This is a genomic window from Streptomyces kunmingensis (genome assembly GCF_039533535.1).
Classification (GTDB): domain Bacteria; phylum Actinomycetota; class Actinomycetes; order Streptomycetales; family Streptomycetaceae; genus Streptomyces; species Streptomyces kunmingensis.
In genome coordinates, this window is sequence record NZ_BAAATS010000023.1 from 1 (window position 1) to 26,101 (window position 26,101).

Annotated in this window: 22 protein-coding genes and 2 pseudogenes; 13 read left to right on the plus strand and 11 right to left on the minus strand. The window is 67.5% G+C overall.

Features of this window, described 5'->3' with window-relative positions; all coding sequences use genetic code 11:
* Positions 1-300 precede the first annotated feature (300 nt).
* Positions 301-717 (plus strand): annotated as a pseudogene (locus tag ABD366_RS27810) (ABC transporter permease); the annotation flags it as partial.
* Positions 718-2,031: 1,314 nt separating this feature from the next.
* The gene (locus ABD366_RS27815) at positions 2,032-2,820 is read left to right on the plus strand and encodes a ribosome-inactivating family protein (RefSeq protein WP_324766621.1); all 789 of its coding nucleotides are present in this window, start codon (positions 2,032-2,034) and stop codon (positions 2,818-2,820) included.
* Positions 2,821-3,396: 576 nt separating this feature from the next.
* On the opposite strand, the gene ABD366_RS27820 is transcribed toward ABD366_RS27815, so the two are convergent.
* Complete coding sequence (locus tag ABD366_RS27820; protein WP_324766620.1) at positions 3,397-3,633, minus strand: hypothetical protein; 237 nt, start codon at positions 3,631-3,633, stop codon at positions 3,397-3,399.
* Positions 3,634-3,822: 189 nt separating this feature from the next.
* Entirely contained in the window at positions 3,823-4,305 is a 483-nt protein-coding gene (locus tag ABD366_RS27825; RefSeq protein WP_324766619.1) for a hypothetical protein, read from the minus strand.
* A 405-nt stretch (positions 4,306-4,710) separates the two neighbouring features.
* Between ABD366_RS27825 and ABD366_RS27830 the strand changes: the two genes are divergently transcribed.
* The 3 genes and pseudogenes from ABD366_RS27830 (at position 4,711) to ABD366_RS27840 (ending at position 7,333) form a co-directional block, all read left to right on the plus strand.
* The gene (locus ABD366_RS27830) at positions 4,711-5,031 is read left to right on the plus strand and encodes a hypothetical protein (protein ID WP_324766618.1); all 321 of its coding nucleotides are present in this window, start codon (positions 4,711-4,713) and stop codon (positions 5,029-5,031) included.
* A 115-nt stretch (positions 5,032-5,146) separates the two neighbouring features.
* Positions 5,147-6,443 (plus strand): annotated as a pseudogene (locus ABD366_RS27835) (IS701 family transposase).
* Positions 6,444-6,856: 413 nt separating this feature from the next.
* Positions 6,857-7,333 (plus strand): DUF6281 family protein, encoded by a 477-nt coding sequence (locus ABD366_RS27840; protein WP_324766617.1) that lies wholly within the window; start codon positions 6,857-6,859, stop codon positions 7,331-7,333.
* A gap of 92 nt (positions 7,334-7,425) precedes the next feature.
* Here the strand turns inward: ABD366_RS27840 and ABD366_RS27845 are convergent, their stop codons facing one another.
* The 8 genes from ABD366_RS27845 to ABD366_RS27880 all read right to left on the minus strand — a co-directional run bounded on the left by ABD366_RS27845 (position 7,426) and on the right by ABD366_RS27880 (position 16,579).
* Entirely contained in the window at positions 7,426-9,648 is a 2,223-nt protein-coding gene (locus tag ABD366_RS27845) for a 2-dehydropantoate 2-reductase (RefSeq protein WP_324766616.1), read from the minus strand.
* On the minus strand, positions 9,645-10,496 hold the full coding sequence (locus tag ABD366_RS27850; RefSeq protein WP_324766615.1) for an SDR family NAD(P)-dependent oxidoreductase: 852 nt from the start codon (positions 10,494-10,496) through the stop codon (positions 9,645-9,647). The genes ABD366_RS27845 and ABD366_RS27850 overlap by 4 nt, the downstream gene beginning before the upstream one ends.
* Complete coding sequence (locus ABD366_RS27855) at positions 10,496-11,827, minus strand: MFS transporter (RefSeq protein WP_324766614.1); 1,332 nt, start codon at positions 11,825-11,827, stop codon at positions 10,496-10,498. Before ABD366_RS27855 ends, ABD366_RS27850 begins: the two co-directional genes overlap by 1 nt.
* A complete protein-coding gene (locus tag ABD366_RS27860) occupies positions 11,824-12,780 on the minus strand; it encodes a polysaccharide deacetylase family protein (RefSeq protein WP_324766613.1) in 957 nt (318 codons plus the stop codon). Before ABD366_RS27860 ends, ABD366_RS27855 begins: the two co-directional genes overlap by 4 nt.
* A gap of 103 nt (positions 12,781-12,883) precedes the next feature.
* Entirely contained in the window at positions 12,884-13,894 is a 1,011-nt protein-coding gene (locus ABD366_RS27865) for an Lrp/AsnC family transcriptional regulator (RefSeq protein ID WP_324766612.1), read from the minus strand.
* 704 nt (positions 13,895-14,598) lie between these two features.
* Positions 14,599-14,823, minus strand: a complete 225-nt coding sequence (locus ABD366_RS27870) for an IS110 family transposase (protein ID WP_324766611.1) — start codon at positions 14,821-14,823, stop codon at positions 14,599-14,601.
* Between the two features lie 347 nt (positions 14,824-15,170).
* On the minus strand, positions 15,171-15,836 hold the full coding sequence (locus tag ABD366_RS27875; RefSeq protein WP_324766610.1) for a nitroreductase: 666 nt from the start codon (positions 15,834-15,836) through the stop codon (positions 15,171-15,173).
* Positions 15,837-16,114: 278 nt separating this feature from the next.
* Positions 16,115-16,579, minus strand: coding sequence for an RrF2 family transcriptional regulator (locus ABD366_RS27880; protein ID WP_324766622.1), 465 nt, complete (start codon positions 16,577-16,579; stop codon positions 16,115-16,117).
* A gap of 150 nt (positions 16,580-16,729) precedes the next feature.
* Here ABD366_RS27880 and ABD366_RS27885 point away from each other — a divergent pair, with 150 nt between their 5' ends.
* Positions 16,730-17,458, plus strand: coding sequence for an SDR family oxidoreductase (locus tag ABD366_RS27885; RefSeq protein ID WP_324766609.1), 729 nt, complete (start codon positions 16,730-16,732; stop codon positions 17,456-17,458).
* A 235-nt stretch (positions 17,459-17,693) separates the two neighbouring features.
* Here the strand turns inward: ABD366_RS27885 and ABD366_RS27890 are convergent, their stop codons facing one another.
* On the minus strand, positions 17,694-18,614 hold the full coding sequence (locus ABD366_RS27890; RefSeq protein WP_324766608.1) for a LysR family transcriptional regulator: 921 nt from the start codon (positions 18,612-18,614) through the stop codon (positions 17,694-17,696).
* 182 nt (positions 18,615-18,796) lie between these two features.
* On the opposite strand from ABD366_RS27890, the gene ABD366_RS27895 reads away from it, so the two are divergent.
* The 7 genes from ABD366_RS27895 (at position 18,797) to ABD366_RS27925 (ending at position 25,616) form a co-directional block, all read left to right on the plus strand.
* Positions 18,797-19,396: a flavin reductase family protein gene (locus ABD366_RS27895; RefSeq protein WP_324766607.1), complete on the plus strand. Its 600-nt coding sequence runs from the start codon at positions 18,797-18,799 to the stop codon at positions 19,394-19,396.
* Entirely contained in the window at positions 19,393-19,815 is a 423-nt protein-coding gene (locus tag ABD366_RS27900; protein WP_324766606.1) for an ester cyclase, read from the plus strand. Before ABD366_RS27895 ends, ABD366_RS27900 begins: the two co-directional genes overlap by 4 nt.
* Entirely contained in the window at positions 19,812-21,401 is a 1,590-nt protein-coding gene (locus tag ABD366_RS27905) for a 4-hydroxyphenylacetate 3-hydroxylase family protein (RefSeq protein ID WP_324766605.1), read from the plus strand. Before ABD366_RS27900 ends, ABD366_RS27905 begins: the two co-directional genes overlap by 4 nt.
* Positions 21,402-21,559: 158 nt before the next feature.
* Complete coding sequence (locus ABD366_RS27910; RefSeq protein ID WP_324766604.1) at positions 21,560-22,444, plus strand: dioxygenase family protein; 885 nt, start codon at positions 21,560-21,562, stop codon at positions 22,442-22,444.
* An 8-nt stretch (positions 22,445-22,452) separates the two neighbouring features.
* Positions 22,453-23,532: a maleylacetate reductase gene (locus ABD366_RS27915; RefSeq protein WP_324766603.1), complete on the plus strand. Its 1,080-nt coding sequence runs from the start codon at positions 22,453-22,455 to the stop codon at positions 23,530-23,532.
* Between the two features lie 91 nt (positions 23,533-23,623).
* On the plus strand, positions 23,624-24,259 hold the full coding sequence (locus ABD366_RS27920; RefSeq protein WP_324766602.1) for a hypothetical protein: 636 nt from the start codon (positions 23,624-23,626) through the stop codon (positions 24,257-24,259).
* A 256-nt stretch (positions 24,260-24,515) separates the two neighbouring features.
* Positions 24,516-25,616, plus strand: a complete 1,101-nt coding sequence (locus ABD366_RS27925; protein WP_324766601.1) for a nitroreductase family protein — start codon at positions 24,516-24,518, stop codon at positions 25,614-25,616.
* Positions 25,617-26,101: the final 485 nt, after the last annotated feature.

A 26,101-nucleotide genomic window follows, 5' to 3' on the forward strand; every position in this document is an offset into this window, starting at 1 on the left:
ACCGCATGAGCGTCATCGCCAGAGCCGTCCTCACTCTGGAGAAGCAACGCTGAAAACGCTCAATGATCTGTTCACACCTCTCGCGGGCCTGTAACACTAAGGGGCGCGGCCGACCGTGAAGGTCGAGCGTGAAAAGATCCCGCCGTGACTATGACCCTGCACGACTTCAATGGTGAGCACTCGCTGCCGGTGATTCGGCTCGTGCCCGGCAGCGGTAGTCGCCGCCGGGCACGAGCCGAATGGGTACTCCATGGAGAGTCTTGTGCAGTTCTCCTGGCCGGATATTGCTGAGCGCCTGAAGTCGTGCCACTCCTGCTCGCTGCGATCCCGGTATTCGTCCTGCGGATCGTCATAGTGCCGGTGACCGGGATCCTGATCGGCGGCACGCTCACCGCGACGGTGCTGGCGGGCCGCCGCGCCCTCGACGAACTCCACATCCGCAACGGGGCGTTCGCTGCAGGCCTCGCCCTCGGCCTGCTGGACCGCAACGCCCGTCTCGAAGTGGTCCGCCCGGCCGCGTCCGACGCCCTACCGCCTGGCTACGACCAGACCCGCACGGTGGGCCTGGTCATCCTGCCCGGCGTGTTCGTCGGCATGCTCCTGGGCGGCGCGTCCCCCGTGCTCGCCGGGGCGGTGCCGCTCTTTTTGCGGATCGCGCTGATGGCGGTGTCGGTTGCGCTGACGGTGGAGCTTGCCGCACAGGGACGACTGCACCGGGCGGAGCCGGACCGTCCGCAAAGCGCAAGCAGGTTCGGTAGCGGCCGCGTACCGACGGCCCATGAGCGACTCGCAGGGGAGCCCGCACGCTCACTCCGGCGCTTCGCGCTCGCGCGCCGCCCGGAGCGCCAACACGTTGTCGACCAGCCGCACGACCTCGGTCGCCGGATCCATCGGCAGGGTCAGCAGCGCACGCACATAGGCCGGTGCCAGCACCAGTTCGAAGATGTCCATCCGGTCAGCACGCTGGCACCGGCGGCGTCCAGGGCGGCCTGGATCTGCTGAATACGAGGCTCGGCGAAGCTCCGTGTGTCTTGCCCGTCGCCGCCGGCCCGAAACAGAGCCCGGAAGAAAGCCAGATGGCCGGGCTCGGTCAGGTCGATGGGCAGGCTGGTGATCCAGGCCTGCAGATCCGCCCGCAGATCGCCGGTGGCGGCCACCGGCGAACGACTGCCCAGCTCGTCCACCACCGCGTCGATGATCAGGCCGTCGGCGCTGCGCCAGCGACGGTAGACGGTGGCGAGGTGGACGCCCGAGCGGGCCGACACCTCCGCGATGCACGCAACCCGGGCGCCGCCGGGATGACACTCCCGGCGGCGTCACCCTCCCCGTCATCTACGACGGCGCCGGACTCAGCCGCAATCGAGCCCGGCGGATCCCCGACCCCGGGCGCGATCGCGAACAGGCCGACCTGACCCTCGGTCAGCCACCCCTGCTTGACCAGCCGCTTCAGCCTGATCCGCATCCGCTCCACCAACCGGTGGTCCGTCTGCCTGCCGACCGCCTCGCAGCAGCGGCCGCCCGGTTGACGCCAGGGCCAGCACCACGTTCTCGTAGGACTCGTCCAGCACCCGGCCATCCGCCCGCGTCTCCGGCGCCGATAGCCCCCGAAAGCGGGCCGCCACCGCCGCGGCAACCGCAGGCGACACACCCATTCCCGATGAAACACGCCCGGCGGCCGCCTCGTCCTCGTCCACCGGTTGCAGCACCGCCGTCGTCCCCGACGAGGACGGCACTTGCCGCAAGTTTCATGGATAGCTCCCTCCCTTCCGCCAAAGCCGGTGTCACACATCTTGTCCCGTCCCGGTCTATGGCGTGAGTGGATGTGACGCATCGTCTATTCGTCCGGCACGGAATAACCCGTGCGCAGAGCAGTGTCAAGAGATCGGAAGAAACGTGTTCGCTATGAATGTGCCGCGCAACGGCCTACGTCGCTTGTGTGTACCCATCCTGGCCCTCCTTTCGGTTGTGTTCGCTGTCGACGTTCCGCGTGCCAGCGCGGATACACCCGACTTGACGACCAAGGTCCTGTGGATGACGATCGACACCTCCAATGGGCATCGTAATAACACTTCGCGTTATCAGGACGTCATCACCAAGCTCCGGCAAGCCTCTGGCCACATATGGAACTCCGGGGACGTGTACGCGACACAGACCACCTCCGCAGGGCTGATCGCTCTGCGCCTTCTGGACAACGGGGACAACGCGGGCCGAGAAATGGTCACCGTCTACTTCAACCCCACCAACATGTACCTTGGTGGGTTCCGCGCCCAGGACGGTCAGCTGTACGCGTTCAGCGACGCGTCGGAGAACGTGCGCACTGAGATGGCGCGCGGTGGACCTGTAAACCTTCTGCCGTTCGCCGGTACCTACGGAGCCCTCCGAGACGAAATCTCGAGTAATAACGAAGCTGGGGAGCCCGCCTACGCCAACGTCGACACCATGTACAGAGCTGCGCAAGCCTTGGGTGAAACGGTTAGTCCCACAGCGGCTCACAGCTACTACCGGAGCACCATCGCCAGTTCCATGATGCTCCTGATCGGGGCGTTCTCCGAAGGATCTCGTTTCACTGGCTTCCGTGACGTCTACAGCAGGGTCTTCGACGGGGAGAACCCGGACGGGAGCGTCAACCAGCGTCTTACAGAGGTATCCAATACTGGCCTTCAGTCACTGCGCGCCGACTGGTCAAAGATGTCGCGTTGGATGCAGGATATTGTCAACGGAACAAATCCGGGCCCCTTGTACGTCAACAACATCGGCACCTTCTACACATACGCCGACGCCCACGTGCACCTTCGGCTCATCCTCAGCAAGAAGCCCTGATTCCGGCGGAACCCTTCAGGCCCCAATGGACCTGAACTGTCGGCGGGGGCCGCCCGCTGCATAAAGAACTTCCGGGCCCGGGACCGCAGCAGTCGGATCCTCATCTCGGGCCCGGGAGTGGGCGCCGAGGCCGGCACCGTGGGCACGGCGATCGACTACCGGCTCCGCCTGGCCTTCACCACCGCCCAACCCGTCGACCCCGCCGTCCGCCTCAGCATCCTGTTCACCAGCTCCTCCGCATCCGACGCACGGGAACGGATGCGGGACGTGGGTGAAGAGCTCATGGAGCCTCTGCGGGAGACGGTCATGCGTCTGCAGCTCGACAGCCGGGCACTGCGATGGACCGCGCCCATGATGAGGAGGACATCGGCGTCCAGACCGTTCCACGCCAACTCCTCAACGGCGCCCAGCGGATCGGTACGGCGGGCAACCTTCTCGATGAAGTCAGGGTGTGCCTCCGCAGGGATCCGCATAGAGGAAGGATGCCACTCCGCTGGTTTGAGTGGGCACGAACTACGACCTTGATGCCCTCGGTGTGTGGCGCCCGCCTGCGTGAACCTCGTTGCGCAGACGGGCTTATGGGTTCTCGAGGACTCCGTAATTGAGGTACCAGGCGCTCTCGGCCAGCCCATACCGCAGAGCGGTGTCCCACGCGTTGAGGCCGTGGCTGCGCGCGTGCTGTTCGGCATCCTCTCGCAGATGCGGGCTCAGGTTCGGCGCGACGCTCTCGCTTCGTATCTGCTGATGGAACCACTGCTTGCCGGTCACCTCGGATACGCAGAACTCGGCGTAACGCTGTGCCAGGTTGAACATGCGGAAGTGGTACTCAACGCGAGCACACAGCTCAGAATCCCATTCCGGGAGGGCCTGGATACGGAACTGCACGGGCCAACTCGTGACGTCCGCGAACAGATCGCGACCGGCCTGGCCGGGGCGTTTATGCGGAGGGGTGCCAGCGGTTCGGTGCGGCGTTCAGCAGGTCCAGCACTCGGCCTGGGGCGCTCAACAGCCTGGCGTGCTGTGCGAAAAGGCGAGCGTGCCTGACAAAATCACTACCGTTTCGACCGTGGGTATAAGCGACTGCTTGTGCGTCTTCGTGGCGACCTCAAGGTTCACCGTGGGAAGGAACTGCGCGACAAGGGTGTTCTCGAGTTCAGGCCGGAGATCGTAGGAGCGCTGACGGCGTTCCCCTGCTGTCGCAGGTGCTTCGTCTCTGCGTTCCAGATCCTGGAGTGCGCCGATGAGCGGGGGCGGCAGTTCGTCGACGGGCTCAAGGGCTTCGGGGATGGGAATGCTCTGCACCCCGGTGATGACATCCGGCTTGATGGCCAGGGAAATGGACCCCGAAGCTTCCCATACGTTGAGGTACCGGACGGCGTCGAGCCCGAGCTCCGACAGCTCGGTGAGGCTGATGCTCGCCGCTACGTCGTCCCTCTCATCGCGGCAACACGGCTCGACGCGGGCTGCTGCGAGGCTGATGCACACGCGATGAAGGAAGAATGCTGAGCCCGCCTCGCCCTGGTCCCGCATCCGCCTGTACACATTCTCGATTGCAGCCTCGTAAGTGCCCAGATGGAGCGCCTTATTGAGTTGCGCTTGAAGAAAGAGGGGCTGGTCGAGAACGCGGCCTTGAGGTCACGCTCACGGTTAGGGTTCGGCCAGTCCGCGTCGGTGCTGGTGTGATACCAACGGAACTGACTGAGGAATTTGTCGGTAACAGTCCCTAATACTCCAGCCGTAGATCTTGATTACGGTTGTTGCGCGGCTTGTCGCTGGTGATGGCTGATGCAGGCACGGGCTCGGTGCCGTTGACACGACTGACGGATCGTCGCCGTGCACGGGTGGCATCGTCCCTGCCGCTTGCGCAGTGCTGGCTGGAAGACTGAGTTCGTGATCTCAAACATCGTCGTTCAGTACACAGGACTTCTGCGGACCAGCACCTTTGATCTCTGGGCCCGGTTGCGGGAGCTCCTGCGGGCTCAGGGGCTTGATCCCGATGTGACGGTCGTCGTCGACCTCTTGCAGGAGAGCCTCAGTCACGAAGAGGGCCAAGTCATCTCCGGCGAGGGCCGGGTCTACAGGTTCAACCTCTTCTACGACCAAGAGGCGGAACACGGTGCCCGCAGCGCATACCTCCGTGACTGGACCGACATCACGGAATCCTGGCAGACCGGATCGTTGGCCAGGCGGACCGCAGATGCCTTCACGTGAAAGTCCCAAGGTGCGGACTGAAGCTGGCCTTGATCGTGTCGGGTAGGGCCGGTCTGCAGACGAAGACGGTCACTGTTGATCATCGTGAGTTGCGTCGACAAACGAAGATCAGGCGGTGGCCGCGGGTCACAGCGTAGTGCCTGCCCGATGGCGGTCGACGTTCGACCAGCTGACGGGCCGTATCGCGGGACGGTTCGCCCGGGTCGAACCGCGCCGCCGCGCAACGGCATTGGTCCTGGGCCTGCTGTCCGACCTGCCGAGGAAGAACTGCTGGACCCTGGCCGAACACGCGGGCGACGCCACCCCGGACGGCATGCAGCACCTGCTGCATCGCGCGAAACGGGACGCCGACGCGGTCCGCGATGACCTGCGCGCCTACCTGGTCGAGCACCTGGCCGACGACGGGGCCGTGCTGGTGGTCGACGAGACCGGCGACCTGAAGAAGGGCACCGCCACGGTCGGTGTCCAGCGCCAGTACACCGGCACGGCGGGCCGGATCGAGAACTCCCAGGTCGCCGTCTACCTCGTCTACTCCGCCGACCGTGGGCACGCCGCGATCGACCGCGCCCTGTACGTGCCACGCTCATGGACCGACGATCCCGACCGCTGCCGGGCCGCCGGCATCCCCGACGACCTCGCCTTCGCAACAAAGCCGGTCCTGGCAGCCCGAATGATCGGCCGGGCGCTGGACGCGGGCACGCCCGCCCGCTGGGTGGCGGGCGACGAGGTCTACGGCGACAACCCGCACCTGCGGGCCGCACTCGAAGAACGCCGGACCGGCTACGTCCTGGCGGTCTCCAGCACCCACCAAGTCACCATGGCGGCGGGGAAGTTCCCGGCCAAGGCCATCGCGGCGAAGATCCCGAAGCGGGCCTGGCAGCGGCGCTCGGCCGGAGCGGGCGCCAAGGGCGAGCGGTACTACGACTGGGCCCAGACCGACATCCACGGCCCCGCCGACCGGCTCGGGCACTGGTGGCTACTGGCCCGCCGCAACCGGCGAACCGGCGAACTTGCCTTCTACCGCTGCTTCTCACCCCACCCCGTCCCGCTTGTCCGACCTGATCCGGGTGGCCGGACGACGATGGACGATCGAGGAGACCTTCCGGGCCGGTAAGGGCCTGGCCGGCCTGGACGAACACCAGGTCCGCCGCTGGACCTCCTGGCACCGCTGGGTCACCCTCGCGATGCTCGCCCACGCCTTCCTCGCCGTCACCGCGGCCGCCGAACGCTGCGGCCCCGCCGCCGACGACCTGATCCCCCTGACCTGCAACGAGATCCAGCGGCTGTTATCCACCCTGACCAGCCGGGCCCACGACCTCACGCACCGACTCCGCTGGTCGCATTGGCGACGTCGCCACCAGGCCCGCGCCCGCGCCTGCCACTACCAGCGGCAAGCGGCCACCCACCCATGAAGATCACGATCTACGGCTGGAGTACTAAGAGCTCGTAACAGGATCTTGACGAGGTGTCCTGGTCAGGCGGGATCGGTGTGATGATCTGGCCGTTCAAGGCGTGTGGCGACTCGGTCACGGATCGTGGACGACGACGTGTGGGGCACAGGGCGAACCGCTGCTTACCTGGCCGAAGCGGCAGAATGTGGCCTGACGACCGGAAGCCGGGATAGCGCCGCGCCCTCAGGGCCGGAGCTCGACAGATGGCAGCAGCATCGAAGTTGGCTGGCCGCCCGCTGGAGCTGTCGGCGCCCTTGCTGAGGATCGTTCAACAGCTCTCATCGTGCCGTAGGAGAACGAGCGAACCTTTCGCGGCCTTGTGGCGTCGAAGGTGCGGCAGGCCGCAGGTTGCGGCAGCTGAGGGAGGTCGGTTCATGACGGGCAAGCAGATGGCCAGTTGGACGGCGCGCAGAAGGTTCGCGCGGTCCGTGAGTGTGCGGGCGGCGCTCGCGGCGGCGGCCCTGATCATGTCCACGTCCTGTACTGGTGCGGGCACCACGCAAGGTGGTGCAGACAGTTCCTGCGCGGCCCTGCTCGAGTACGAGGGCCGCACCTATCTCGGCCACGGGCTTTATCCCGATGGCGAAGGCGACAGCGACGACGGCAGGGTGGGCAGACGGCTGGGCACAGGCGCCATCCCCGGATGTGACGACACTCCCACCGATGATGATCAGGAAGCGACTTCGGAGCCGGTAACCGTGTACGCGATTGCGGGTGTGGACCCCATCTACGCCGTGACCGTGGACCATCCGGCCGGCGGAACCCTCTACATCGAGCAGGCATCGAAGAAGACCCTGCCGGAGCTACGGAGACTGATCAAAGCCCAGGAATTGGATGCGGCCACCAAGTGAGGCGCATCCGCGGGAGAAGTGCTCTCCTGCCATGAGTGGCGGGCAGCACGGACGGCTCCTGGCGCGTCCCGCGCCGGACGCGCCAGGGGGGCTCATCCGGCGGCGAGCGAGACCAGCACCGTAGCGGCGAGCGCGGAACGGGTGACCATGCCGGAGACCGAGGTGTTCTCCGAGCGGGCGTGCGCGCCCGAGCCGACCGCGCCGATGCCGTCCAGTACCGGTGTCCCGGCGGCAACGACGAAGTTGCCGTCGCTGGCGCCGCCCACGGATGTCTCCCGAAGGTCCTCGCCGAGCAACGCGGCGCATCGGCGTGCCAGTTCGGCGTAGGAGGCGACCTGTCGGGTGCGTTCGAAGACGGGGCGGTTCCAGTCTCCGCCGACCTCCACGCGGGTGCGCGGGTCCACCGGTGCGAGCGCGGCGAGGGCGTCGGTGATGCGTTGTTGTTCGGCTGAAGAGGCGACGCGTACGTCGATGTGTGCGACGGCGCGGCCCGCGGTGACGTTGCTGCGGGTGCCGCCCTGCACCGTGCCCACGTTGAGGGAGGTGCCCGCGTCGGGGGCGCGGAGTTCGGTCAGTCGCAGGATCTGGTGGGCGAGTTCGTCCACCGCGCTCGCCCCTGCGGTCGGGTCGAGCCCCGCGTGGGCCTCGGTGCCGGTGACCGTGAGGGTGAACAGGCCCACGCCCTTGCGGGCCGTCTTGATCGCGCCGTCGGCGGCCGCTTCGAAGACCATGGCGAGTCTGCTGGTGCGGGACTCCTCCACGATGGCTTCGTGGGAGCCGAGACTGCCGGTCTCCTCGTCGCCGTTGAGCATCAGTGTGCAGGCCGGGCGGGGCAGGTTCAGTGCGTCGAGGGCGCGCAGGGCCCAGACCGCCTGAACGAGGCCGGCCTTCATGTCGAAGACACCGGGGCCGCTGATGTGGTCGCCGTCGCGGTGGAAGGGCCAGGTGTCGAGGGTGCCGGTCGACCACACCGTGTCGTAGTGGCCCAGGAGGAGGATGGGCCGGTCGTCCTCGGCTGTCGCGTTCCGGGCCGGGTAGCGGCGTATGAGGATGTCGCCGACGTCCGTGCGGGGCAGTGTCTTCTCCGATTCCGGTGCGCCCAGGCGCCGGTCGAGCCACCCGCGCAGCCAGCCGAGGCATGCGTCGAGGGCGGCCCGGTCGTCGCTGGAACTGCCCTGGGAGGTGTACGCGTCGAGGTCGGCGACCATGTCCTCGCGGTGTTCCTCGAGCCAGACGCGCACCGCCTCTGCCTGCTCGGCTTCGGGTGGACGGCCGGGGGTCGCGGACGCGGTGAGCCGGTCCAAATCCTCGAGGCGCGACTCCGACATCTTCTGCGGGGCACCTTCCAGTTCGAGCAGACCGTCCATGACGGTGCGCAGGAGTGTGGTGGGCAGTCCTTCGCGGGCGGCGTGGTCGAGGATGTCGGTGTAGTGGGTGGTGACCTCGACGGGCCGGTGGCGTACGGCGAGGTCGCGCCAGATGCCGCTGCGGTCCTTGCTCTGCGTACGCAACCAGGCGGTCAGCCGGTCGAGGGCGGCTTCGCGTTCGGCCGGGTCGGCTCCCTGCCGCAGGGGGCGGGGGTCGAAGGCGTCGAAGGGCTCGAGGGTGATGCCACGCCGGTCGGCGACGGCGAAGATCTCGCCGGTCAGGCCGGTCATGGCGGCCCTGTGCCGGTCGATGAGGTCGGCCATGGGGGCGTCGGCGAGGGCGGTGGCGGCGAGCATCGCGCCGAAACCGGCCTTGGCCCACAAGTACCCCTCGACGTTGTCGCTGGCCACGGCCGGGCCCCAGCTGTGGAGGTCCTCGACGACGGAGCGGACGCGGTCGCTGACGGGGGAGCGGTCGGGTTCTCCGACGACGAGGGCTCCGGCGCCGCCGTCCAGGACGACACCGGGTTCGATGACGTCGGCGAAGATGTTCACGAAGGCGGCGACGGTCCGCTCGGCGCCCACGTGCTGGGCGATCTGCGCCTCGTTGAAGCCGTTCTGGAGGGAGACGACGAAGCCGTCCGGGTCGAGGCGGGGCGCGATCCAGGCGGCCGCGGTCCCCGTCGCCTGGGCCTTCACGGCCAGCAGGACCCGCCCGAGGGTTCCCCCGAACTCGTCCGGGGTGACGGCCGTGACGGGCACACTGGTCCGGGTGTCGCCGTGGGCGACCACGAGTCCGCCTGCGCGGATCGCCGCCACGTGTTCGGTGTCGGCGTCGACGACGGTGACGGGGTGGCCGGCGCGCGCGAGGGCGAACGCGAGCGTGCCGCCGATCGCGCCCGCACCGACGACGGTGTAGGCGGCTCGCTGCGGGGAGGGGGCGGTCATCGGGTGGGTCCTTCCGAGGGGGCGGCGAGCGGGGTGGCGCCGGGCCTCGTAGAGGCGGCCGGAGTCGTGGCGAGCGAGGTGGCGCGGGTGTCGCCGGGCTGCCAGATGCGGGGCAGGTGCAGAGCGCCCGTACTGGATCCGCCGTCGACCCGCAGGACCTCCCCGGTGATCCAGGAGGCGTCCGGACCCGCGATCCAGCACACCGCGCGGGCGATGTCCCGCGGATCGCCGGGGCGGCCCAGGGGGTTGGCTCCGATCGCCGCCGCGTACTCGGCGGAGACGGGGTTGCAGTCGCTGGAGACCTGGACGAAACCGGGGCTGACCGCGTTGACGCGGATGCCGTGCTCGCCCAGTTCCAGGGCGGCGGCCCGGGTGGCCATCTCCAGGGCGGCCTTGGAACTCGCGTACGGGCCCCCGCCGGGCCGGGCGCGCAGCGCGGACCCGGAGGAGATGTTGACGACGGCGCCGGGCCGGCCGGCCGTCACGGCGAGCCGGGCGAACGCGCCGGTCGTGAGGACGGGCGCCCGGAGATTGACGGCGAACAGCCGGTCCCAGGCGTGGGCGTCCACGTCCAGCATGTCCAGGGAGGGGTAGACGCCGGCCGCGTTGACCAGGACGTCCACGGGGCCGTGCCCGGCCCAGGCCGCCTCGACCAGGGCGGAGGGGGCATCCGGGTCGGTCAGGTCCGCGGTGTGTGTCGCCGCCTGGCCGCCGAGGCGTGCGGCGACGCTGGTCAGGGCCCGCGGGTCGCGGTCGGCGAGGCTGAGCAGGGCGCCCTGCGCGGCGAACTCCTCGGCGATCGCGCCGCCGATTCCGCCCGCGGCGCCGGTGACGAGGACGTGGGCCATCAGTCGAACTCCTTGTCCTTGGTCTCCGGCATCGTGAGATAGACGACGAGGGAGATCAGCGCCGCGACGGACACGTAGATCCACAGCAGGTCGCTGTGGCCGCTCTCGTGCAGCCAGGTGGTGAGGTAGGGCGCCGTGCCGCCGAAGACGGCGACGGCGAGCGCGTAGGGCAGGGCGATGCCGGTGGCACGGACCTCGGCCGGGAACTGCTCGGCCATGATGACGGCGCAGTTGGCGGAGTAGCCGAGGATCAGCAGCATGCCGACGAGCTGGACGAGGAACAGGCTGAGGAAGCTGCCGTCGAGCAGGTGCAGCAGGGGCCAGGCGAGGACGACGAAGCCGGCGGCGAAGCCCGCCATCGTCGGCTTGCGGCCGATACGGTCCGACAGCCGCCCGGCGAACGGCAGCGCCACGACGAAGACGAGCAGACACACTGTCTGCGAGAGCAGCGCGGTCTTGAGCGGGATGCCGGTGGTCAGATTTGCGTACGTGGGAAGGTAGTTGACCCAGATGTAGTAGGTCAGGGTGCCCGCGATGGTGATGCCGACGACCCGCAGGGTCGCCGCGGGGTGCTCGACGAACATCGCCTTGACGGGGTTGGTCCGGGTCCGCCCCTCGCCCTGGGCCTGGGTGAAGGCCTCGGTGTCCTCCACGGAGACCCGCAGCCACAGACCGACCAGGCCGAGGAGGGCGCCGAAGACGAACGCGGCCCGCCAGCCCCAGGAGTGCACGGCGTCGTCGCTCAGCGCCGAGGTGGTGAGGGTGCCGAGGAGGGAGGCGATGAGGACGCCGCCCGCCACCGACACCTGTTGCCAGGACCCGGCGAACGCGCGCCTGCCGCGGGCGGCCGACTCCACCAGGAAGGCGGAGGACGAGCCGAACTCGCCGCCTGCCGAGAATCCTTGGACGAGCCGTGCGAGGAGCAGGATGAACGGCGAGAGGACGCCGATGGTCTCGTAGGTGGGCGTGATCGCGATGAGGAACCCCGCGCCCGCCATCAGGGCGACGGTGAGGGTCATGCCCTTCTTGCGGCCGCGGCGGTCGGCGTAGGCGCCGAGCACGGCGGCGCCGACCGGGCGCATCACGAAGCCGACGGCGAACACGGCGAGCGTGGAAAGCAGCGCCACCGCCCCGTTGCCCTTGGGGAAGAACTCGTCAGCGATGATTTTGGCGAAGATGGAGTACAGGGCCCAGTCGACCCATTCGACGGTGTTACCGATGGTGCCGGCGACGATGGCTTTGCGCTGGGCGCCGCTCAGTCTGCCGCCGCCGGCGGCGAGGTCGCCGCCTTTGGACAGGGAACCGGCGGGGGTGGCGGATCCTTCGGTCATGGCGTCTGCTCCGGGGCGTCGGGGACGGGACGAGCGGTCGTCGGGCCGTTGAGTACGGCGCGCGCGGCGTCGGCGAGCTGGGCGTGCGTTGCGAACCAGACGTCGGCGTGGCCGGTGATGTGATCGAGCAGTTCCCGCAGTGCCACCAGGCGCGAGCGGTGGCCGATGACATGCGGGTGCAGGGTGAGCTGGAAGACCCCGCCGTCGCGGTAGGCGGCGTCGAACTCGTCTCGCCAGATCTCCAGCACGTCGCGCGGACGGCTGTGCGGGCGGACCGAGCCGTAGCGGTCCATGGTGAAGTACGGGGCGTCGTCCCGGATCCAGTCCACCGGGATCTCGACAAGCCCGGTGGGCCTGCCTTCGGCGAGGATCTCGTACGGCTCGTCGTCGGCCATCAGCGAGGAGTCGTAGGCGAAACCGAGTTCGAGCATGATGTCGAGCGTGGAGTCCGAGAAGTCCCAGGACGGCGTACGGATGCCCACCGGCCGTCGGCCGGTCAGGGATTCCAGGGAGTCGAGGGCGCGGGCGGTCAGCTCCCGTTCGTCGTCGCGGCCGAGCAGCATGTTGCGTTCGTGGATCCAGCCGTGGACGGCCAGTTCGTGCCCGTCACGCGTGTAGGCGCGCGCTTCCTCGGGGTGGATCAGGGCCGAGACCGCCGGCATGAAGAACGTCGCGGGGACGGAGTGCCTGCCGAGCAGATCCAGGATGCGGGGGGCTCCGGTGCGGGCCCCGTACTCGCCCTGGGCGAGCCTGCCGGGGCTGGTCTCACCGTCGCGCAGCGGGATCGTCTCGTGGTCGGAGTCGAAGGACAGGGCGACCGCGACCCGGGCGCCGCCGGGCCAGCGGTCGGGGACCAGGCGCCGCCCGGCCCGTACGGCTTCGACGTGGCCACGCCAGGTCTGTTCGGTCCAGCGCCAGCTTTCCGCGGGCAGGCCAAAATCGTCTGTGGGCATGCGGACTCCACCAGGGTCGGGGGCGGTACGAAAGTAGAGAACAGAAGGAAGCGGATCGATCAGGTGTCCGGCGGCCGGCGCGGCGCGGCGGACCGTGGCCCGCTCAGGCGGCGGGCCGGACCATCCGGTGCCAGGAGTACTTCATGGTGACCAGATGCAGCGTCACGTCGGAGGCGATGAGGCCGGGCAGCGCGCCGATGACGTCGCTGGTGTAACGGAAGAGGTCGGTGCGGCGGGGCAGCACCATGTGCCCGACGAGGTTGAAGCGCCCGGTCGCCGCGCCCAGGAACTTGGTGCCCGGATGCCCGGCGAGCTGCCGTCCCGCCGCGTCGAGCCGGTCGGGCTCGATCGACAGCCAGACCATGAACTCAGCGTCGAACCCGAGGAGCGAGGACTCCACCAGTGTGCGGAACTGCAGGACACCACGGGACATGAGCCGCTCCATGGCCCGCGCGACGCTGGACTCGGTGTGTCCCAGGCGCCGCGCCAGGGTGCTGACCTGGGTGCGGCCGTCCTCCTTGAGCTCCGCGACGACCTCCTGCTCCAGGGTGGTGAGCGCTTGCGGCGTCCCGTCCCAGTCGGCGCGCTCGAAGGGGGAGGACAGGGAGGCGGGCCGCAGGTCGGCGGCCGCCTCGGGAGGCAGCAGCCCGGTGTCCCACAGGGAAGCCGAAGTGAAGGCGCGGATGACCGGCACGGCCTCGGTACTGGTGATGAGGTCGGCCGCCGGCAGATCGGTGAAGAGCATCCGCATCATCTCCTCGTTGTCACGCGCGACGAAGTCGACGATGAGGTCGGCGGCACCGGTCACCACGGCCACGAAGCGGACGTCAGGACTGGCGGTGAGCCGGTCGGCGACGTCAAGCCCGCGACCGGGCCTGGCCTGCACCCGGACGAGCATGGAGGATCCCTCCCGCGTCCGGTCCAGCTCCAGAGTGCCGATGACACGCAGCAGTCCCCGCTCGCGCAGCGACCGGTAGCGGCGCTGGGCCGTTGTCTCACTGGCGTTCACCCACCGCGCCACCGCGCTCCATGGGGCACGGCCGTTGAGCTGGAGGGCGGCGATGATGCGCCGGTCCAGCTCGTCGAGGGTGTCCGCGGAGGCTTGGTGGTTCATGTCGCTGACGCTAATGAGCACTCCGGCCCTCGTCAACGAAGGAATCCTGCATCATCGCTGGTCAACGACGTGTCAACCAGCAGCCGAGGCGTTACGCAGGGGTAAACGGCCCAGTTCGGGCCAGCGAACGGCGGAGGGCCGGGGCATGGCGGATTACGCCACCGCGTGTCCGAAAAAGTTCCTCAAGCCCTGACGCCACCTGGTTCTTCGAGGGCACCGCCGCCGCCATGAAGCCCGCCCCAAGGGCACGCGCCTCGCCGACCTGGACCCGAGCGCAGAGAGCAGGGGAGTGCACGGCATCTACGGGTCACTGAGCCTGAAGGCTGCGGCGCTCCTGTACACCCTCATGTGGCTGCCGTGCCTCGAGCGCTTTGACGCGGCGTTCGCCCGGCATGAAAGCGAGGCCTGCCCGGCGCTCCACGCGGCACCTGGGCTACCCCGTGAAGGTTGCGGGTGAGCTCGTGCGCGATGCTGCTTCCGGACACGGGGCGTCGCCGTCATCACGCGTCGGCTCCGAGGCTGGACCGCCGGATGAACGGCCCTGCCGATGCGCGGGAGGACGCCACGCACATCGCTCGTCAGGTGCCTGTGACGGGACGATGGCTGGTGACGGCGGGACGGTTGAGGGGGTGTTCATCACGGTAGTGGGCCAGGCCACGGCGGAGAGTTGGTCGTCGGTCAGCGCGGGGGCCGACGCGGAGTAGTCACTGTCGCTGACGTAGTCCTCGGCGACGTTGGCGACCGATTCGGTCAGAACGGACGGGGCCAAGGACGTGAGCACGGGCTGCGCGGGAGGTGTGCAGGAGGGTTCGGAAGCGGTCGGCGCAGCGGCTGACGTGGCGGAACAGTCTCCGTTCCCCACGGGCGTCGAGTGCCACGCAGTGGTGATGCTCCTTGCCGATGTCGACCCCGACCCAGATCGTGAACATGGCCGCCTGTGCCAGCTGCTTGTTCTGTGGTCCCGCGGACGGTCTCGCCGACGGTGTCCTACACAGCGATCAAGTCGCGTATCCCAATGAGCGGTTGTGACCGTCACGGGTTCCGGGCGGCCAAGTTTTTTCAGCCATCGAACGGCGTCAGGCTCACAGCCATACCCGGAGTCCTCGGGCTCACCGTTCCTACGAATGACGGGCATGGGCCCGTGTCAGAACGGTAGGACGAGTTCAGGCGTCGATCCTGGTCCACTTCTCGACCGTCGCCGACACACCCCGAGCAGTTCCCGGCCGGCCTTCGCCGGACTCGGCCGGGAGCCGCAGGCCTCGATGTCGGGGCGGGGTCATCCTCCGATGAAGCTCACCGTTTCGGTCATGTCCGCCCGGCCGGTACGCAGCCGTGGCACTCCCTCCTTCTCGAATCCCACGCAGACGCCGCAGAACAGCACGAGTCCGTCATCGGCCCCGACCATCTCGCTGACGGTCTTGCGGTACATCGTCCACATCACCTGGGGGCAGCTGTGCAGTCCCTCGGCCCTGAGCAACAGCATGACCGTCTGCAAGTACATCCCGGCGTCCGCCCACTGCCCGGGCCCCATCGAACGGTCGAGGGAGCAGAACAGCAGGGCAGGTGCTCCGAACGCCTCCGAGTTCAGCGCGCCGACCTTCCTGGGCCTGTCGGGATCGGCACGTGCGATTCCCAGCGCTTCGAATCGCTGGGCAGCGGCGGCGGAGAAGCGTTCCGTATAGGGGGAGGTCAGTTCCGCCGGATACATCGGGTACTCCCGGTCATCGCCGGGATCTCCCGCCAACACCCTCGCTGTCGTGCGCCTCTTCAGCTCGGCCAAGGGTTCGCCGGTCACGACGAACACATGCCAGGGCTGAAGGTTGCCGCTCGACGGAGCCCGCGTCGCCGCGGTCAGCACTCGCTCGAGGACCTCTCTGCTCACCGGCTCGTCACTGAACGCCCGCGCGGCTCGGCGACTGTCCACGGCTTCATACACGTCCACGTCTTCTCCTCCTCTCGCTCCATAGCGGGCAGCCAACGCGAGGGGGAGCATCGCTCGGCGAGCGGACCGGCCTCGGCGTCGGTGCTGCCAACGCTCGTTCCGACCTGCGGCCCGCCAGGTCAAAAGGCCCTCTCACCGAACATGCCGGGGCGAGGGATGGAGCATGACTGCTGTTGCTCGTGCATCGTTCCGGCTCCTTGACCGCGCAGCCGCACCAGTTGTGACAGCCCCCTAGCGGAACACGCTGCCCTCGGAACGGCGTTCTGCGGTCGGACGCGTCATGCCCCGGCTCCATTGAGCCAGGAGCTGATGTCGGATCGTGCGTCGGCGTCGACGTCGCGGGCCAGGTCGGCGATGGACGTGGTGCGCAGAGCGTTGCGCCAGGCGGTCTCGGCGTCGGCCATGGCGCGGCTGATGACACACGGCGCGGTGCAGGACTGCGCCGGGACGGCCAGCGGGCCGCGCTGGCGGATCTCGGTGCAGATGAAGGCCGGGCCGGGTCCGTCAACGGCTTCGACGACGTCGAGCACCGTGATCTGCGCGGGGGAGCGGGTGAGGATGTAGCCGCCCGCCTTGCCCTGGACCGACCGGACGAGGTCGGCTCGGGAGAGCGCCTGGAGCTGTTTGGCCAGATAGGTCGGCGAGACGTCGTGCAGGTGTGCCAGACGTGCGGCCGGCACCGGCGCCTCCGCCGAGGTCAGGGCCACACAGCAGTGCAGCGCCCACTCGACCCCTCCTGACATCTTCACGCTCTCACTCTAACTCGCCCCCCTTGACCCGGACATAAAATATCCGAGTATTGTCTCGGACAAGGAATGTCCGAGTAGGGCGGAGGCGTGTGCGCTGCGTCTCGTGCACGGCGGGCACAAGGCACCAGAGAAGGGCAGCACGTCATGAAGTTCGCAGTCATCGGTGGAACCGGATTGATCGGATCACGGGTCGTGGAGGTGCTGAACGCGGCCGGGCACGAGGCAGCCCCGCACTCGCGGTCCACCGGGGTCGACATCCTCACCGGCAAGGGCCTGGAGGCGGCGCTGGACGGCGCCGACGTGGTCGTCGACCTCACCAACTCGCCGACCTTCGACGACGCCTCCACGGCGTTCTTCCGTGCCTCGATGGACAACCTTCTGGCCGCGTCCAGGCGGGCCGGTGTCGGGCACTTCGTCGTTCTGTCCATCGTCGGCGTCGACGAGGTCCCCGTCGACTACTACCGGGCCAAGACGCTCCAAGAGGATCTGCTCAAGTCGAGCGCCGTGCCCTACTCCATCGTGCGGGCAACCCAGTTCATGGAGTTCATCGAGTCCGTCCTGTCCTGGACCGCCGATGAGGAGACCGTCCGCCTGCCCCGCACCCCCATCCAGCCCGTCGCCGCTGCCGACGTCGCGGCCACTGTCGCCGACGTCGCCGCCGGACCGCCGCTGAACACCACTGTCAACCTCGGCGGCCCGGACACCTACTCGCTGGACGAGCTGGGTCGCATCACCCTCGCCGCCAAGGGCGACAAGCGCTCGGTCACCGTCGACGACGCCGGTGGCATGTTCGCCGCCGTGCCCGGCGATGCCCTCACCACCAAGGAAGGTGCTCGTATCGCCCCCACCCGCTACACCGACTGGCTCAAGTAGCCCCGCACACGAAGCCGACTCCGCGAGTACGTTGTGCGCTCCGCCCCCATTCCTGCAGGTCGGGAGGTCCGGCGCAGAGCGCACAACGTGGCAACTTGTCCCGCGGGGTGCTCGGTTGTGGCAGTACCCGCAATCGCGCCGGCGTCCAGCGTCAGCCCCTCCCGCGGGCAACCCCTGTGCCGGCGCGGTGCAGCGCGGCGCGGTGCCGGGGCCACACGCGACACTTGGTGTCTGCCTACGAGTCCAGGTTCTGCGCGCATGCGAGCAACTGCTCGCGAAGCCAGAGGTGTGCCGGGTCGGTGTCGTGCCCCGGATGCCAGTGCATCGTCTCGTGGATGTCAGGCAGCGGGAGCGGCGCCGGGAGCAGCTGAATGCCGGTCGCCGCTGCGGCGAGCTGGCGCGCCGCCCGCTCGAGGACGAGGCTTGCGAGGGTCGTACCTCGGATCAGGAACGGTACGAGGAGGAAGCTCTCCACCGTGAGCTCGATCCGCCGCTGTGTGCCGAGCCGGGCCAGGTGCTGATCGGCGAAGTCGAGCTCACGGTCCGGCCCGATGCTGTAGACGCAGTGCGGTAGTTGCAGGTACGCCTCAAGACTGAGCCGTCCCTGTGGGGCCGCGGGGTGGGCGGCGTCGACCGCGCACAGCCAGCGGTCGCTGAACAGACCTTGCGAGGGGAAGCTGGTGTCCCCGAGGAGCTCGCGGGGTTCGATGACCAGGTCGGCCTCCCCGGTGCGCAGCAACTGCCGTGGGTCGCTCGACCTCGGGATGACGTGGATCGTCACACCCGGGGCCTCGGCGGCGGCGTACTGCATGAAGGGGCTGAGCAAGATCAGCGTCGCGTAGTCGGACGCGCTGATCCGGAACATACGTGTGTCCGTACGGGGATCGAACTCGGGCCGGTTCGCGATGGTCCGCTCGACCAGGCTGAGGATCTCGCGGACGGGCTGCGCCAACCGTTCGGCCTCGGTGGTGAGGGTGAACTCCCGTCCCCGACGCACCAGAAGCGGGTCTTGGAACAGCTTCCTGAGACGGGCGAGTGCCGAGCTGGCGGCGGGCTGGCTGAGGCCCAGGCGGCGGCCCGCGCGGCTGACGTTGCGTTCGGTGAGCAAGGCGTCCAGTGCCACCAGAAGATTCAGATCGATGTTCCGAAGGTTCATAACCCCTGCCCAGACAATGTATTCACCGAGTAGATACCACGAATTCACAACATCTATTTGACGAATATGTTGCGCAGATCATAGCGTCCCGGTCAAGCAATACGGCTGCACGGCCGGAACTGCAGCCGAGATTCCATTTTCTGGGCGTTGGCACTGGTGCCTCGCTGGTTGGGAGCAATCCGATGACCGAACCAGGAAACACCCGCGGAACCGCGTACGGGGATGACGATGCCGGGGCTGGCAGCACACCGTGGGCGCTGAGGGCCACGGCCGATCCGGACACCTTCCGAGCCGCCATGGGGAGGGTGACCGGCAGCGTGACCGTGGTGACCACGCGCCATGAGAACAGGCCTTGGGGCATGACCGTCAGCGCGTTCAGCTCCGTATGCCTGGAGCCGCCCACGGTGCTGGTCTGCGTCAATCAGAACAGCGTCACTGCTGAAGGAATCCACCGCGACAGCCGCTTCGGTGTGAATCTCCTCAGCCAGGACCAAGTTCCGGTCTCCCAACTGTGTTCACGGCTCGGTGCCGTGAAATTCATCGAGGACCACGTCGTCGATGACACGGATCTTCCAGCAGAAGTGGATTCGCCCGTCCTGCGCGATTCACTGGTGACCTTCGACTGTGAAGTCGCCGAGGTGCGCCCCGTAGGAAGTCACCTGGTGGTTCTGGGCCAGGTGCGGGCCATTCTGGCTCCCCGCTCGCGCCGCCCTCTGCTCTTCGGGCAGGGCACGTATCAAAAGGGCGCGCATATCGCGGCGATGACAGAGGCAGTGGCGTGAGACCGACCGGCCTGCCTGCGCAACTCTACGCCGCCTACAACCGGCACGACCCCACAGCGGCCGGGCACTTGTACGGCGCGCATGCCACCCACGACGAGATCGCGCAGGGCGGGTCCAGACAAGGGCCCGAGGCCATTGCCGAGGGGCTGCGCCATTTCTTCCACTGGTTTCCCGATGCCTATGGGGAGCCGCTGACCCAGATCGCGGATCCGAGCGGGCGCGTCGCGGTCACTTATCGGCTGACCGCGACCTTGCACGAGCCCATGGGCGCCATCGCGGCCCGGCACCAACCTCTGTCCCTGCGCGGGGTGCATGTGCTGCACCTGGCACGGAACGAAATTCGCGGCAGCGAGGACTACTGGGACGTGGCCACCTTCCACCGTCAGATGAAGAACACCGGAACAGGAGAGACATCATGAGGACCGGCAAGCAGTACCTGGATTCGTTGCGCGACGGCCGCAAGGTCTATGTCGGCGGCGAGTTGATCGAGGACATCACCACGCACCCCAAGACCCGGGGTTATGCCCAGGCGATCGCGGACTACTACGACCTTCACCTGGACCCCGAGCACCAGGACATCACCACGTTCATCGACGAGAACGGCAACCGCCAGTCGATGCACTGGTTCCTGCCCCGGTCCAAGGCCGACGCGGTCCGCCGCCGGGAGTACGGCGAGTTCCTGTTCCGGCACTTCAAGGGCGGAATCTTCACCCGTCCGCCGGCCGGCATGAACGTGGTCATGTTCACCCAGGTCGACGACCAGGAACCGTGGTCGGAGAACTCACGCTTCTCGGGACCCCAGCGTGACCTGAGGGGCAACATCCAACGCCAGTGGGACGAGGTCACCTCCAAGGACCTGGCGATCTCGCCGATGTTCGTCGACGTGCAGTACGACCGCGGCCGCGAAGAGGCCCTGGGTGAGACCCCGATGCTGAGCATCGTGGAGGAGAACGACGAGGGCATTGTCGTCCGCGGCTGGAAGGCCATCGGTACGTCTCTTCCGTTCGTCAACAACCTTCTCGTCGGCAACCTCTGGCGCCCCGGTCAGACCCCTGATCAGACCATCTACGCGATGGTGCCGGTGGCCACTCCTGGTGTTACCGTCGTCGCCCGCGAATCCCGGGCCCAGCCCGACGCCGATCCCTACGACCGTCCGCTGGCCACCATCGGCGACGAACTCGACGGGATGGTCTACTTCGACGATGTGCTGATCCCCTGGGCCCAGGTCCAGCACATCGGCAACCCCGACCACTCCAAGTGGTACCCCCAGCGGCAGTTCGACTGGGTGCACCTGGAAACGCAGATCCGCCACTGCGTGCACGCGGAACTCATGGTCGGCCTCGCCCTCCTCATCACCCAGTCCCTGGGCACCAGCAGCCAGCCGGTCGTGAAGGCGCAACTGGCCGAACTCATCCGGTTCCGCGAAACCTGTCGGGCGTTCATGCTGGCGGCCGAAGAGACCGGATTCGCGACCCCCGGCGGCCTGTTCAAGCCGAACAACATCTATATCGACTTCGGCCGGGCCCACTACCTCGAGAACCAGCACGACATGGTCAACAAGCTCATCGACTTCTGTGGTCGAGGGGTGGTCATCCAGCCGACCAAGCGCGAGCTGGACGACCCCTACATCGGCCCGAAACTCGAGCAGGCGCTCCGCGGGTCGGAGATCAGCGCCCGTGACCGGATCAAGATCTTCCGGCAGATCAGCGAGCGCTACCTCACCGAGTGGGGTTCACGCCACGAGATGTTCGAGAAGTTCAACGGGACACCGCTGTACCTGATCAACATGCTGACCGTGCAGCGCACCGAGTACCAGGTCGACGGCCCGCTCACACAGTTGGCCCGGGACGTGCTCGGTTTCGGAGACACGGCGGAGCTCGGCAAGCGCGCGCAGGAAGCCGAGAAGGATTCGCACTACGCAAGCGTCCGCTTCCAGCCCGACTACGCCCGCGGGCAGGACGTGCACGACGGCTACATCGACAGCAAGGCGAACGCCCGCACCTAGAAGAGCCCCCGCGTGGCGCGTGTACGTGATCGGCGGTGGGCCCGTGCGGTGTCACGGGCCCACCGCCGCCAAGCCCCCGGCACGCGTCCTCGCATGGGTAGAAGCAGACCGAACTGAACGCTGTCCGGTGGGAACAGCGCAGCACTTGAGGAGGGCTCATGGCAACGGACTTCACCGAGGAGACCGCCACCGACGCGGTGATCGAAAGCTTTCACGCAACACCGGAACCGCGCCTGAAGGAAGTCCTGACCTCCCTCACCCAGCATCTCCATGCGTTCGTGCGGGACGTCCGTCCGACGCACTCCGAATGGGAGCAGGCGATCGAGTTCCTGACGGAGACGGGGCAGAAATGCGACGACGTCCGCCAGGAATTCATCCTGCTCTCCGACGTCCTCGGTGTCTCGATGCTGGTGGAGACCATAAACGAGCGTGAGACACCCGGGGCGACCTCGGCCACTGTGCTGGGCCCGTTCCACGTGGTTGACTCACCGCCGCGCGCGTTGGGCGACACGATCGATCTCATCGGTACGGGCCATCCGTGCGTGGTGACGGGACGCGTCCTGTCACAGGACGGTTCGCCGCTTCCGGGGGCGGTCGTGGACGTCTGGCAGGGAAACGAGAAGGGCTTCTACGACGTCCAGCAGCCGGGCATCCAGCCGCTCGGTAACGGTCGAGGGCTGTTCACCACCGATGAACGGGGAGCCTTTTGGTTCCGCACGGTCGTGCCGAGCTACTACCCGATCCAGACCGACGGCCCCGTGGGCCGCATGCTCGAACGCACCGGCCGGCACCCCAACCGGCCCGCGCACATTCACTTCATCGTAGGTGCCGAGGGGCACGCCCCCGTGACCACGCACGTCTTTGTCAAAGACAGCCCGTACATCGAGAACGACACGGTGTTCGCGGTGAAAGAGTCGCTCATCGCAGATTTCGTCCACACGGACGACCCCGATCTGGCCCGAGAACACGGTGTACGCAATCCGTTCGCTCACGCGCAGGTGGACATCGTGCTGGAATCCGTTTCCGACATGCGACCGGCATAAGGACTTTCATGGGAACGAAGCTGGATTTCGCCTATCGGGCGTTGCCGATGCGCGTGCGCTTCGGCGTCGGCAGCGTCGCGATGCTGGGGGAAGAACTCGCCGCCCTCGGACTGGAACGGGTGCTCGTACTCAGCACCCCCGGGCAGCACGACAAGGCCGGCAAGATCGCGGAGGCGCTGGGGGACCGAGCAGCCGGCCTTCATCCAGGCGCCCAGATGCACGTGCCGACCGACGTCGTCCAACGGGCGAGGGCCGTCGCATCCCACCTTCGCGTGGACGGATATGTGGCCGTGGGCGGGGGTTCCACCGTCGGGCTCGCCAAAGCGCTCGCGTTGGAGTCCGGCCTACCCATCGTCGCGGTTCCCACGACGTACGCCGGTTCGGAGATGACGCCGGTCTGGGGTCTGACGGAGAACGGAGAGAAACGCACAGGCAGAGACGACCGGGTGCTGCCAAAAAGCGTGATCTACGATCCGGAACTCAGCTCGCGTCTGCCTTCAAACCTGTCGATCACGAGCGGCATGAATGCCATGGCTCATGCCGTCGAAGCCCTCTACGCACCGGATAACTCACCCATCATCTCGCTGATGGCGGAAGAGGGGGTGCGCGCGATAGCCCAAGGCATGCCACGCGTGGCAGCAGAGCCCGCGGATGAGGAGGGACGCACAGCGATGCTCTACGGAGCGTGGCTGTGCGGTGCATGCCTAGGGGCCACAACCATGTCACTGCACCACAAACTCTGCCACATACTCGGAGGCACGTTCGGCCTGCCCCACGCTGACGTCCATGCAGTCGTTCTGCCACACGTTGTCGCCTTCAATACCCCAGCCGCGCCGGCCACGGCCGCTGCCCTGAAACGTGCCCTCGATACCGAAGCGCCTGCGAGAACGCTCTACGAGCTGAGCAGATCTGCGGGCGCGGCCACTTCCCTGCACGAGTTGGGCCTGGGCGAGGTTGACCTGGATCTGGCCGTAGAACTGGCCACACGGAATCCTTACGCCAACCCCCGCCCCGTTACTCCCCAGGCTGTCCGCGCCATCCTTACGGCTGCGCTTATCGGCTCGCCACCCAACGACGCAAGAATCTGAGATGGGGGGCGACCACGATGAACCTGCGAAATACATCTGACCTGACCCGCCCCTCCTCCTACACATCGAGCACTACGCCCCGGAGGTGTTCATGACCGCGCAGGAGCCGTCCACGCGAAGCACCCGTCAGGTGTGGCGCAGCCAGGAAGTCATACCGGCCGACTGGACCGGGTGCATATTGACAATGGGCGTGTTCGACGGATTTCATCGCGGACACACTGAACTCGTCCGGCGCACACGTGAACGCGCCACGCGCACGGGGCTGGCGTTCGTGCTGCTCACGTTCGACCCTCACCCCCTGACAGTCATCCGTCCGGACCGTGCACCCAAGATGCTGTTGACTATCGACGAACGCACCACCCTCGCGCACAGCCTGGGAATAGACGTGGTATGCGTCATTCCGTTCACGGAAGCGCTCGCGAACATTACGGCTGAACAGTTCTCCCGGAAAGTCATCTGCGAGAGGCTGCGCGCATCGGCGGTGATCGTCGGCGAAGACTTTCGTTTCGGTCAGGGCGGCCGCGGAAACGTCGGCACCCTCACTCAGACCGGCCACAGAGATGGATACGAGGTCGAAGCTGTGAGGACCGTCGAGCACGAAGGCCAGACATGCTCCTCCACTTCGGTGCGCGACTATCTGAGGGCGGGCGACCGGACAAAAGCAGAGGGCATTCTGGGACGACCGGGACCGTGGCAGAGCAACCCAAAACCCCTCGGGCACAGGTAATTCGCACGAGGGTGAAAACCCCGCGGGCCGCAACGGTCGGCTGCTTTTCACACCTCAGGGCATCCACGGAACACGAGTTCGCGGCAGTCGGACTCAAGCCGCCAGCGGAACTCGGCCATACGAACGATCCCGGCCGTCATTACAACAACCGGAGAACAGGAGCGCGGAAGTGGATGATTTCGAAAGCAGAGGGCCGACCACGACGCAACCGTCGACACCTCCTCAACGTCCCGCATCCTCGCCCTCGAGACACTCGGTGTTACTGCGCCTGAAGATCCGGCTCCAATTCACCGGATGGCTCCAGTACATACCCACCGCGGTCGCCGGAGCGGGACTGCTGGTGCTCTCAGCCCCTGGTGCGCTGATCAGCGCCTGGCACGCCCTGCTCTTCTGGACGCCGTTCTGCATGGGCACCCTTTTGCTCGCGGTAGCTGCATTCGACGTGACGATGGTGAAACTACGACTACGGCCCAAGGAACGGATCCCGAGCGCACCCGACGGGCTCGACGACCTCGACCTCATTCGCTCGCGACGCTCCTGCCGATCCTTCCAGGACCGCTACCTCACCACAGAACATCGACAGGAGCTCGCTCGTGCGATGCGCGAGTACACACAGCCCGACCGACTGATCGGCACTGGCGCAGTCCGACTGGAGTACTTCACCGCCCCCCTGACCGTCTGGCCCACTGTGGGCGCGCGCGAGTTCGTCGTGGCCATCACCCCGCACGTCTACGACAGGCTGGCGATCATCGATGTCGCCCGAAGTTTGCACAAGGTGGTACTGCGCGCCACGCGAATGGGAGTCGCAACTTGCTGGATCGGGCAGGGCGCCGACCAGACCAGTGTCCAACGGCACCTGGGTAACCGCTTCGATCCCAAGCGCGACCACGTCCTGTGCGTCTGCGCCGTCGGATACCGCTCACGCTTCAAACCGCTGACGGTACGCCTGATCGAACGCGTGCAACGACGCCGCCTGTCCGTGACGTCTCTCTTCTTCGCCGATGCGGGTTTCAAGCAGGCACTCCCGATCGACGCCGCGCCGTTCTCGGCCTACGAACGCTGCTTCGAGCTCTGCCAGTGGGCACCGTCGGCCCTCAACAGCCAGACGACCCGGTGTACAGCGGTGACCGACAACACCGGCCGCGCACTGGCACGGCTCGACTTCCACACCGCCACTGCCTCCCGGCACTACGCCCCGGTGGCGCTGGGAATATGGTGTGCCACCTGGGAGGCCGGCTGCGAGGCATTGGGGATCAAAGGCTCCTTCCGGGCGCTGTCGCAGAGTGAGCGAGGCGTGGGCGAAGCACCGTCGCTGCCCCGATACGACGTGAGTTGGATTGCCATCACCCCTACCTGACGAGGTGATGAGCGTGAGTCGAGCCTCTCTGCCCTACGCCTTCTCCGGAACAACGAGGGCCCCTTGTCGACCTTGGCTCGGCGGTCCGCGACCACGCGGCCGCCCGCGCCTACTGTCTGGGCTCTCCCGGAATCCATGGCGAAAGCGGTAGCCGAGAGACGCCAAGCGAGACGTCTACGCGTCCCTGCAGATCGTCCTCGGTCTTCGCCCGGCCGGCGCTTCATCCCTCGTGCCGGGGCGGGACTTCATCGCAGTGGCATGGACCGGCCGCTGCATGAGGCGGCGGCGTTCCGGGCGGCCTCCTGGCGGTGGCGGAGCTGGAGGCCGCCGCCCGTGTCGACCCTGCGGCACTGCCCCCTGAGGGCTTGCCCGACCTGCAACGCTACTGGCAGGCACAGACCCACGACACCGAGCTCCGCCGTGCGGTCCTACTGACCTTGTCGGGGTGTTGTCGTAGTGGGTGACGGGCGGTGATCCCTGCGGTA

What these genes read in the sequence shown, in the direction of transcription:
- ABD366_RS27815 (WP_324766621.1), top strand. Translation starts at nt 2,032, where the DNA reads ATGACGATCGACACCTCCAATGGGCATCGTAATAACACTTCGCGTTAT.
- ABD366_RS27820 (WP_324766620.1), bottom strand. Translation starts at nt 3,633, where the DNA reads ATGTTCAACCTGGCACAGCGTTACGCCGAGTTCTGCGTATCCGAGGTG.
- ABD366_RS27840 (WP_324766617.1), top strand. Translation starts at nt 6,857, where the DNA reads ATGACGGGCAAGCAGATGGCCAGTTGGACGGCGCGCAGAAGGTTCGCG.
- ABD366_RS27845 (WP_324766616.1), bottom strand. Translation starts at nt 9,648, where the DNA reads ATGACCGCCCCCTCCCCGCAGCGAGCCGCCTACACCGTCGTCGGTGCG.
- ABD366_RS27850 (WP_324766615.1), bottom strand. Translation starts at nt 10,496, where the DNA reads ATGGCCCACGTCCTCGTCACCGGCGCCGCGGGCGGAATCGGCGGCGCG.
- ABD366_RS27855 (WP_324766614.1), bottom strand. Translation starts at nt 11,827, where the DNA reads ATGACCGAAGGATCCGCCACCCCCGCCGGTTCCCTGTCCAAAGGCGGC.
- ABD366_RS27860 (WP_324766613.1), bottom strand. Translation starts at nt 12,780, where the DNA reads ATGCCCACAGACGATTTTGGCCTGCCCGCGGAAAGCTGGCGCTGGACC.
- ABD366_RS27865 (WP_324766612.1), bottom strand. Translation starts at nt 13,894, where the DNA reads ATGAACCACCAAGCCTCCGCGGACACCCTCGACGAGCTGGACCGGCGC.
- ABD366_RS27870 (WP_324766611.1), bottom strand. Translation starts at nt 14,823, where the DNA reads ATGTTCACGATCTGGGTCGGGGTCGACATCGGCAAGGAGCATCACCAC.
- ABD366_RS27880 (WP_324766622.1), bottom strand. Translation starts at nt 16,579, where the DNA reads ATGTCAGGAGGGGTCGAGTGGGCGCTGCACTGCTGTGTGGCCCTGACC.
- ABD366_RS27885 (WP_324766609.1), top strand. Translation starts at nt 16,730, where the DNA reads ATGAAGTTCGCAGTCATCGGTGGAACCGGATTGATCGGATCACGGGTC.
- ABD366_RS27890 (WP_324766608.1), bottom strand. Translation starts at nt 18,614, where the DNA reads ATGAACCTTCGGAACATCGATCTGAATCTTCTGGTGGCACTGGACGCC.
- ABD366_RS27895 (WP_324766607.1), top strand. Translation starts at nt 18,797, where the DNA reads ATGACCGAACCAGGAAACACCCGCGGAACCGCGTACGGGGATGACGAT.
- ABD366_RS27905 (WP_324766605.1), top strand. Translation starts at nt 19,812, where the DNA reads ATGAGGACCGGCAAGCAGTACCTGGATTCGTTGCGCGACGGCCGCAAG.
- ABD366_RS27910 (WP_324766604.1), top strand. Translation starts at nt 21,560, where the DNA reads ATGGCAACGGACTTCACCGAGGAGACCGCCACCGACGCGGTGATCGAA.
- ABD366_RS27915 (WP_324766603.1), top strand. Translation starts at nt 22,453, where the DNA reads ATGGGAACGAAGCTGGATTTCGCCTATCGGGCGTTGCCGATGCGCGTG.
- ABD366_RS27920 (WP_324766602.1), top strand. Translation starts at nt 23,624, where the DNA reads ATGACCGCGCAGGAGCCGTCCACGCGAAGCACCCGTCAGGTGTGGCGC.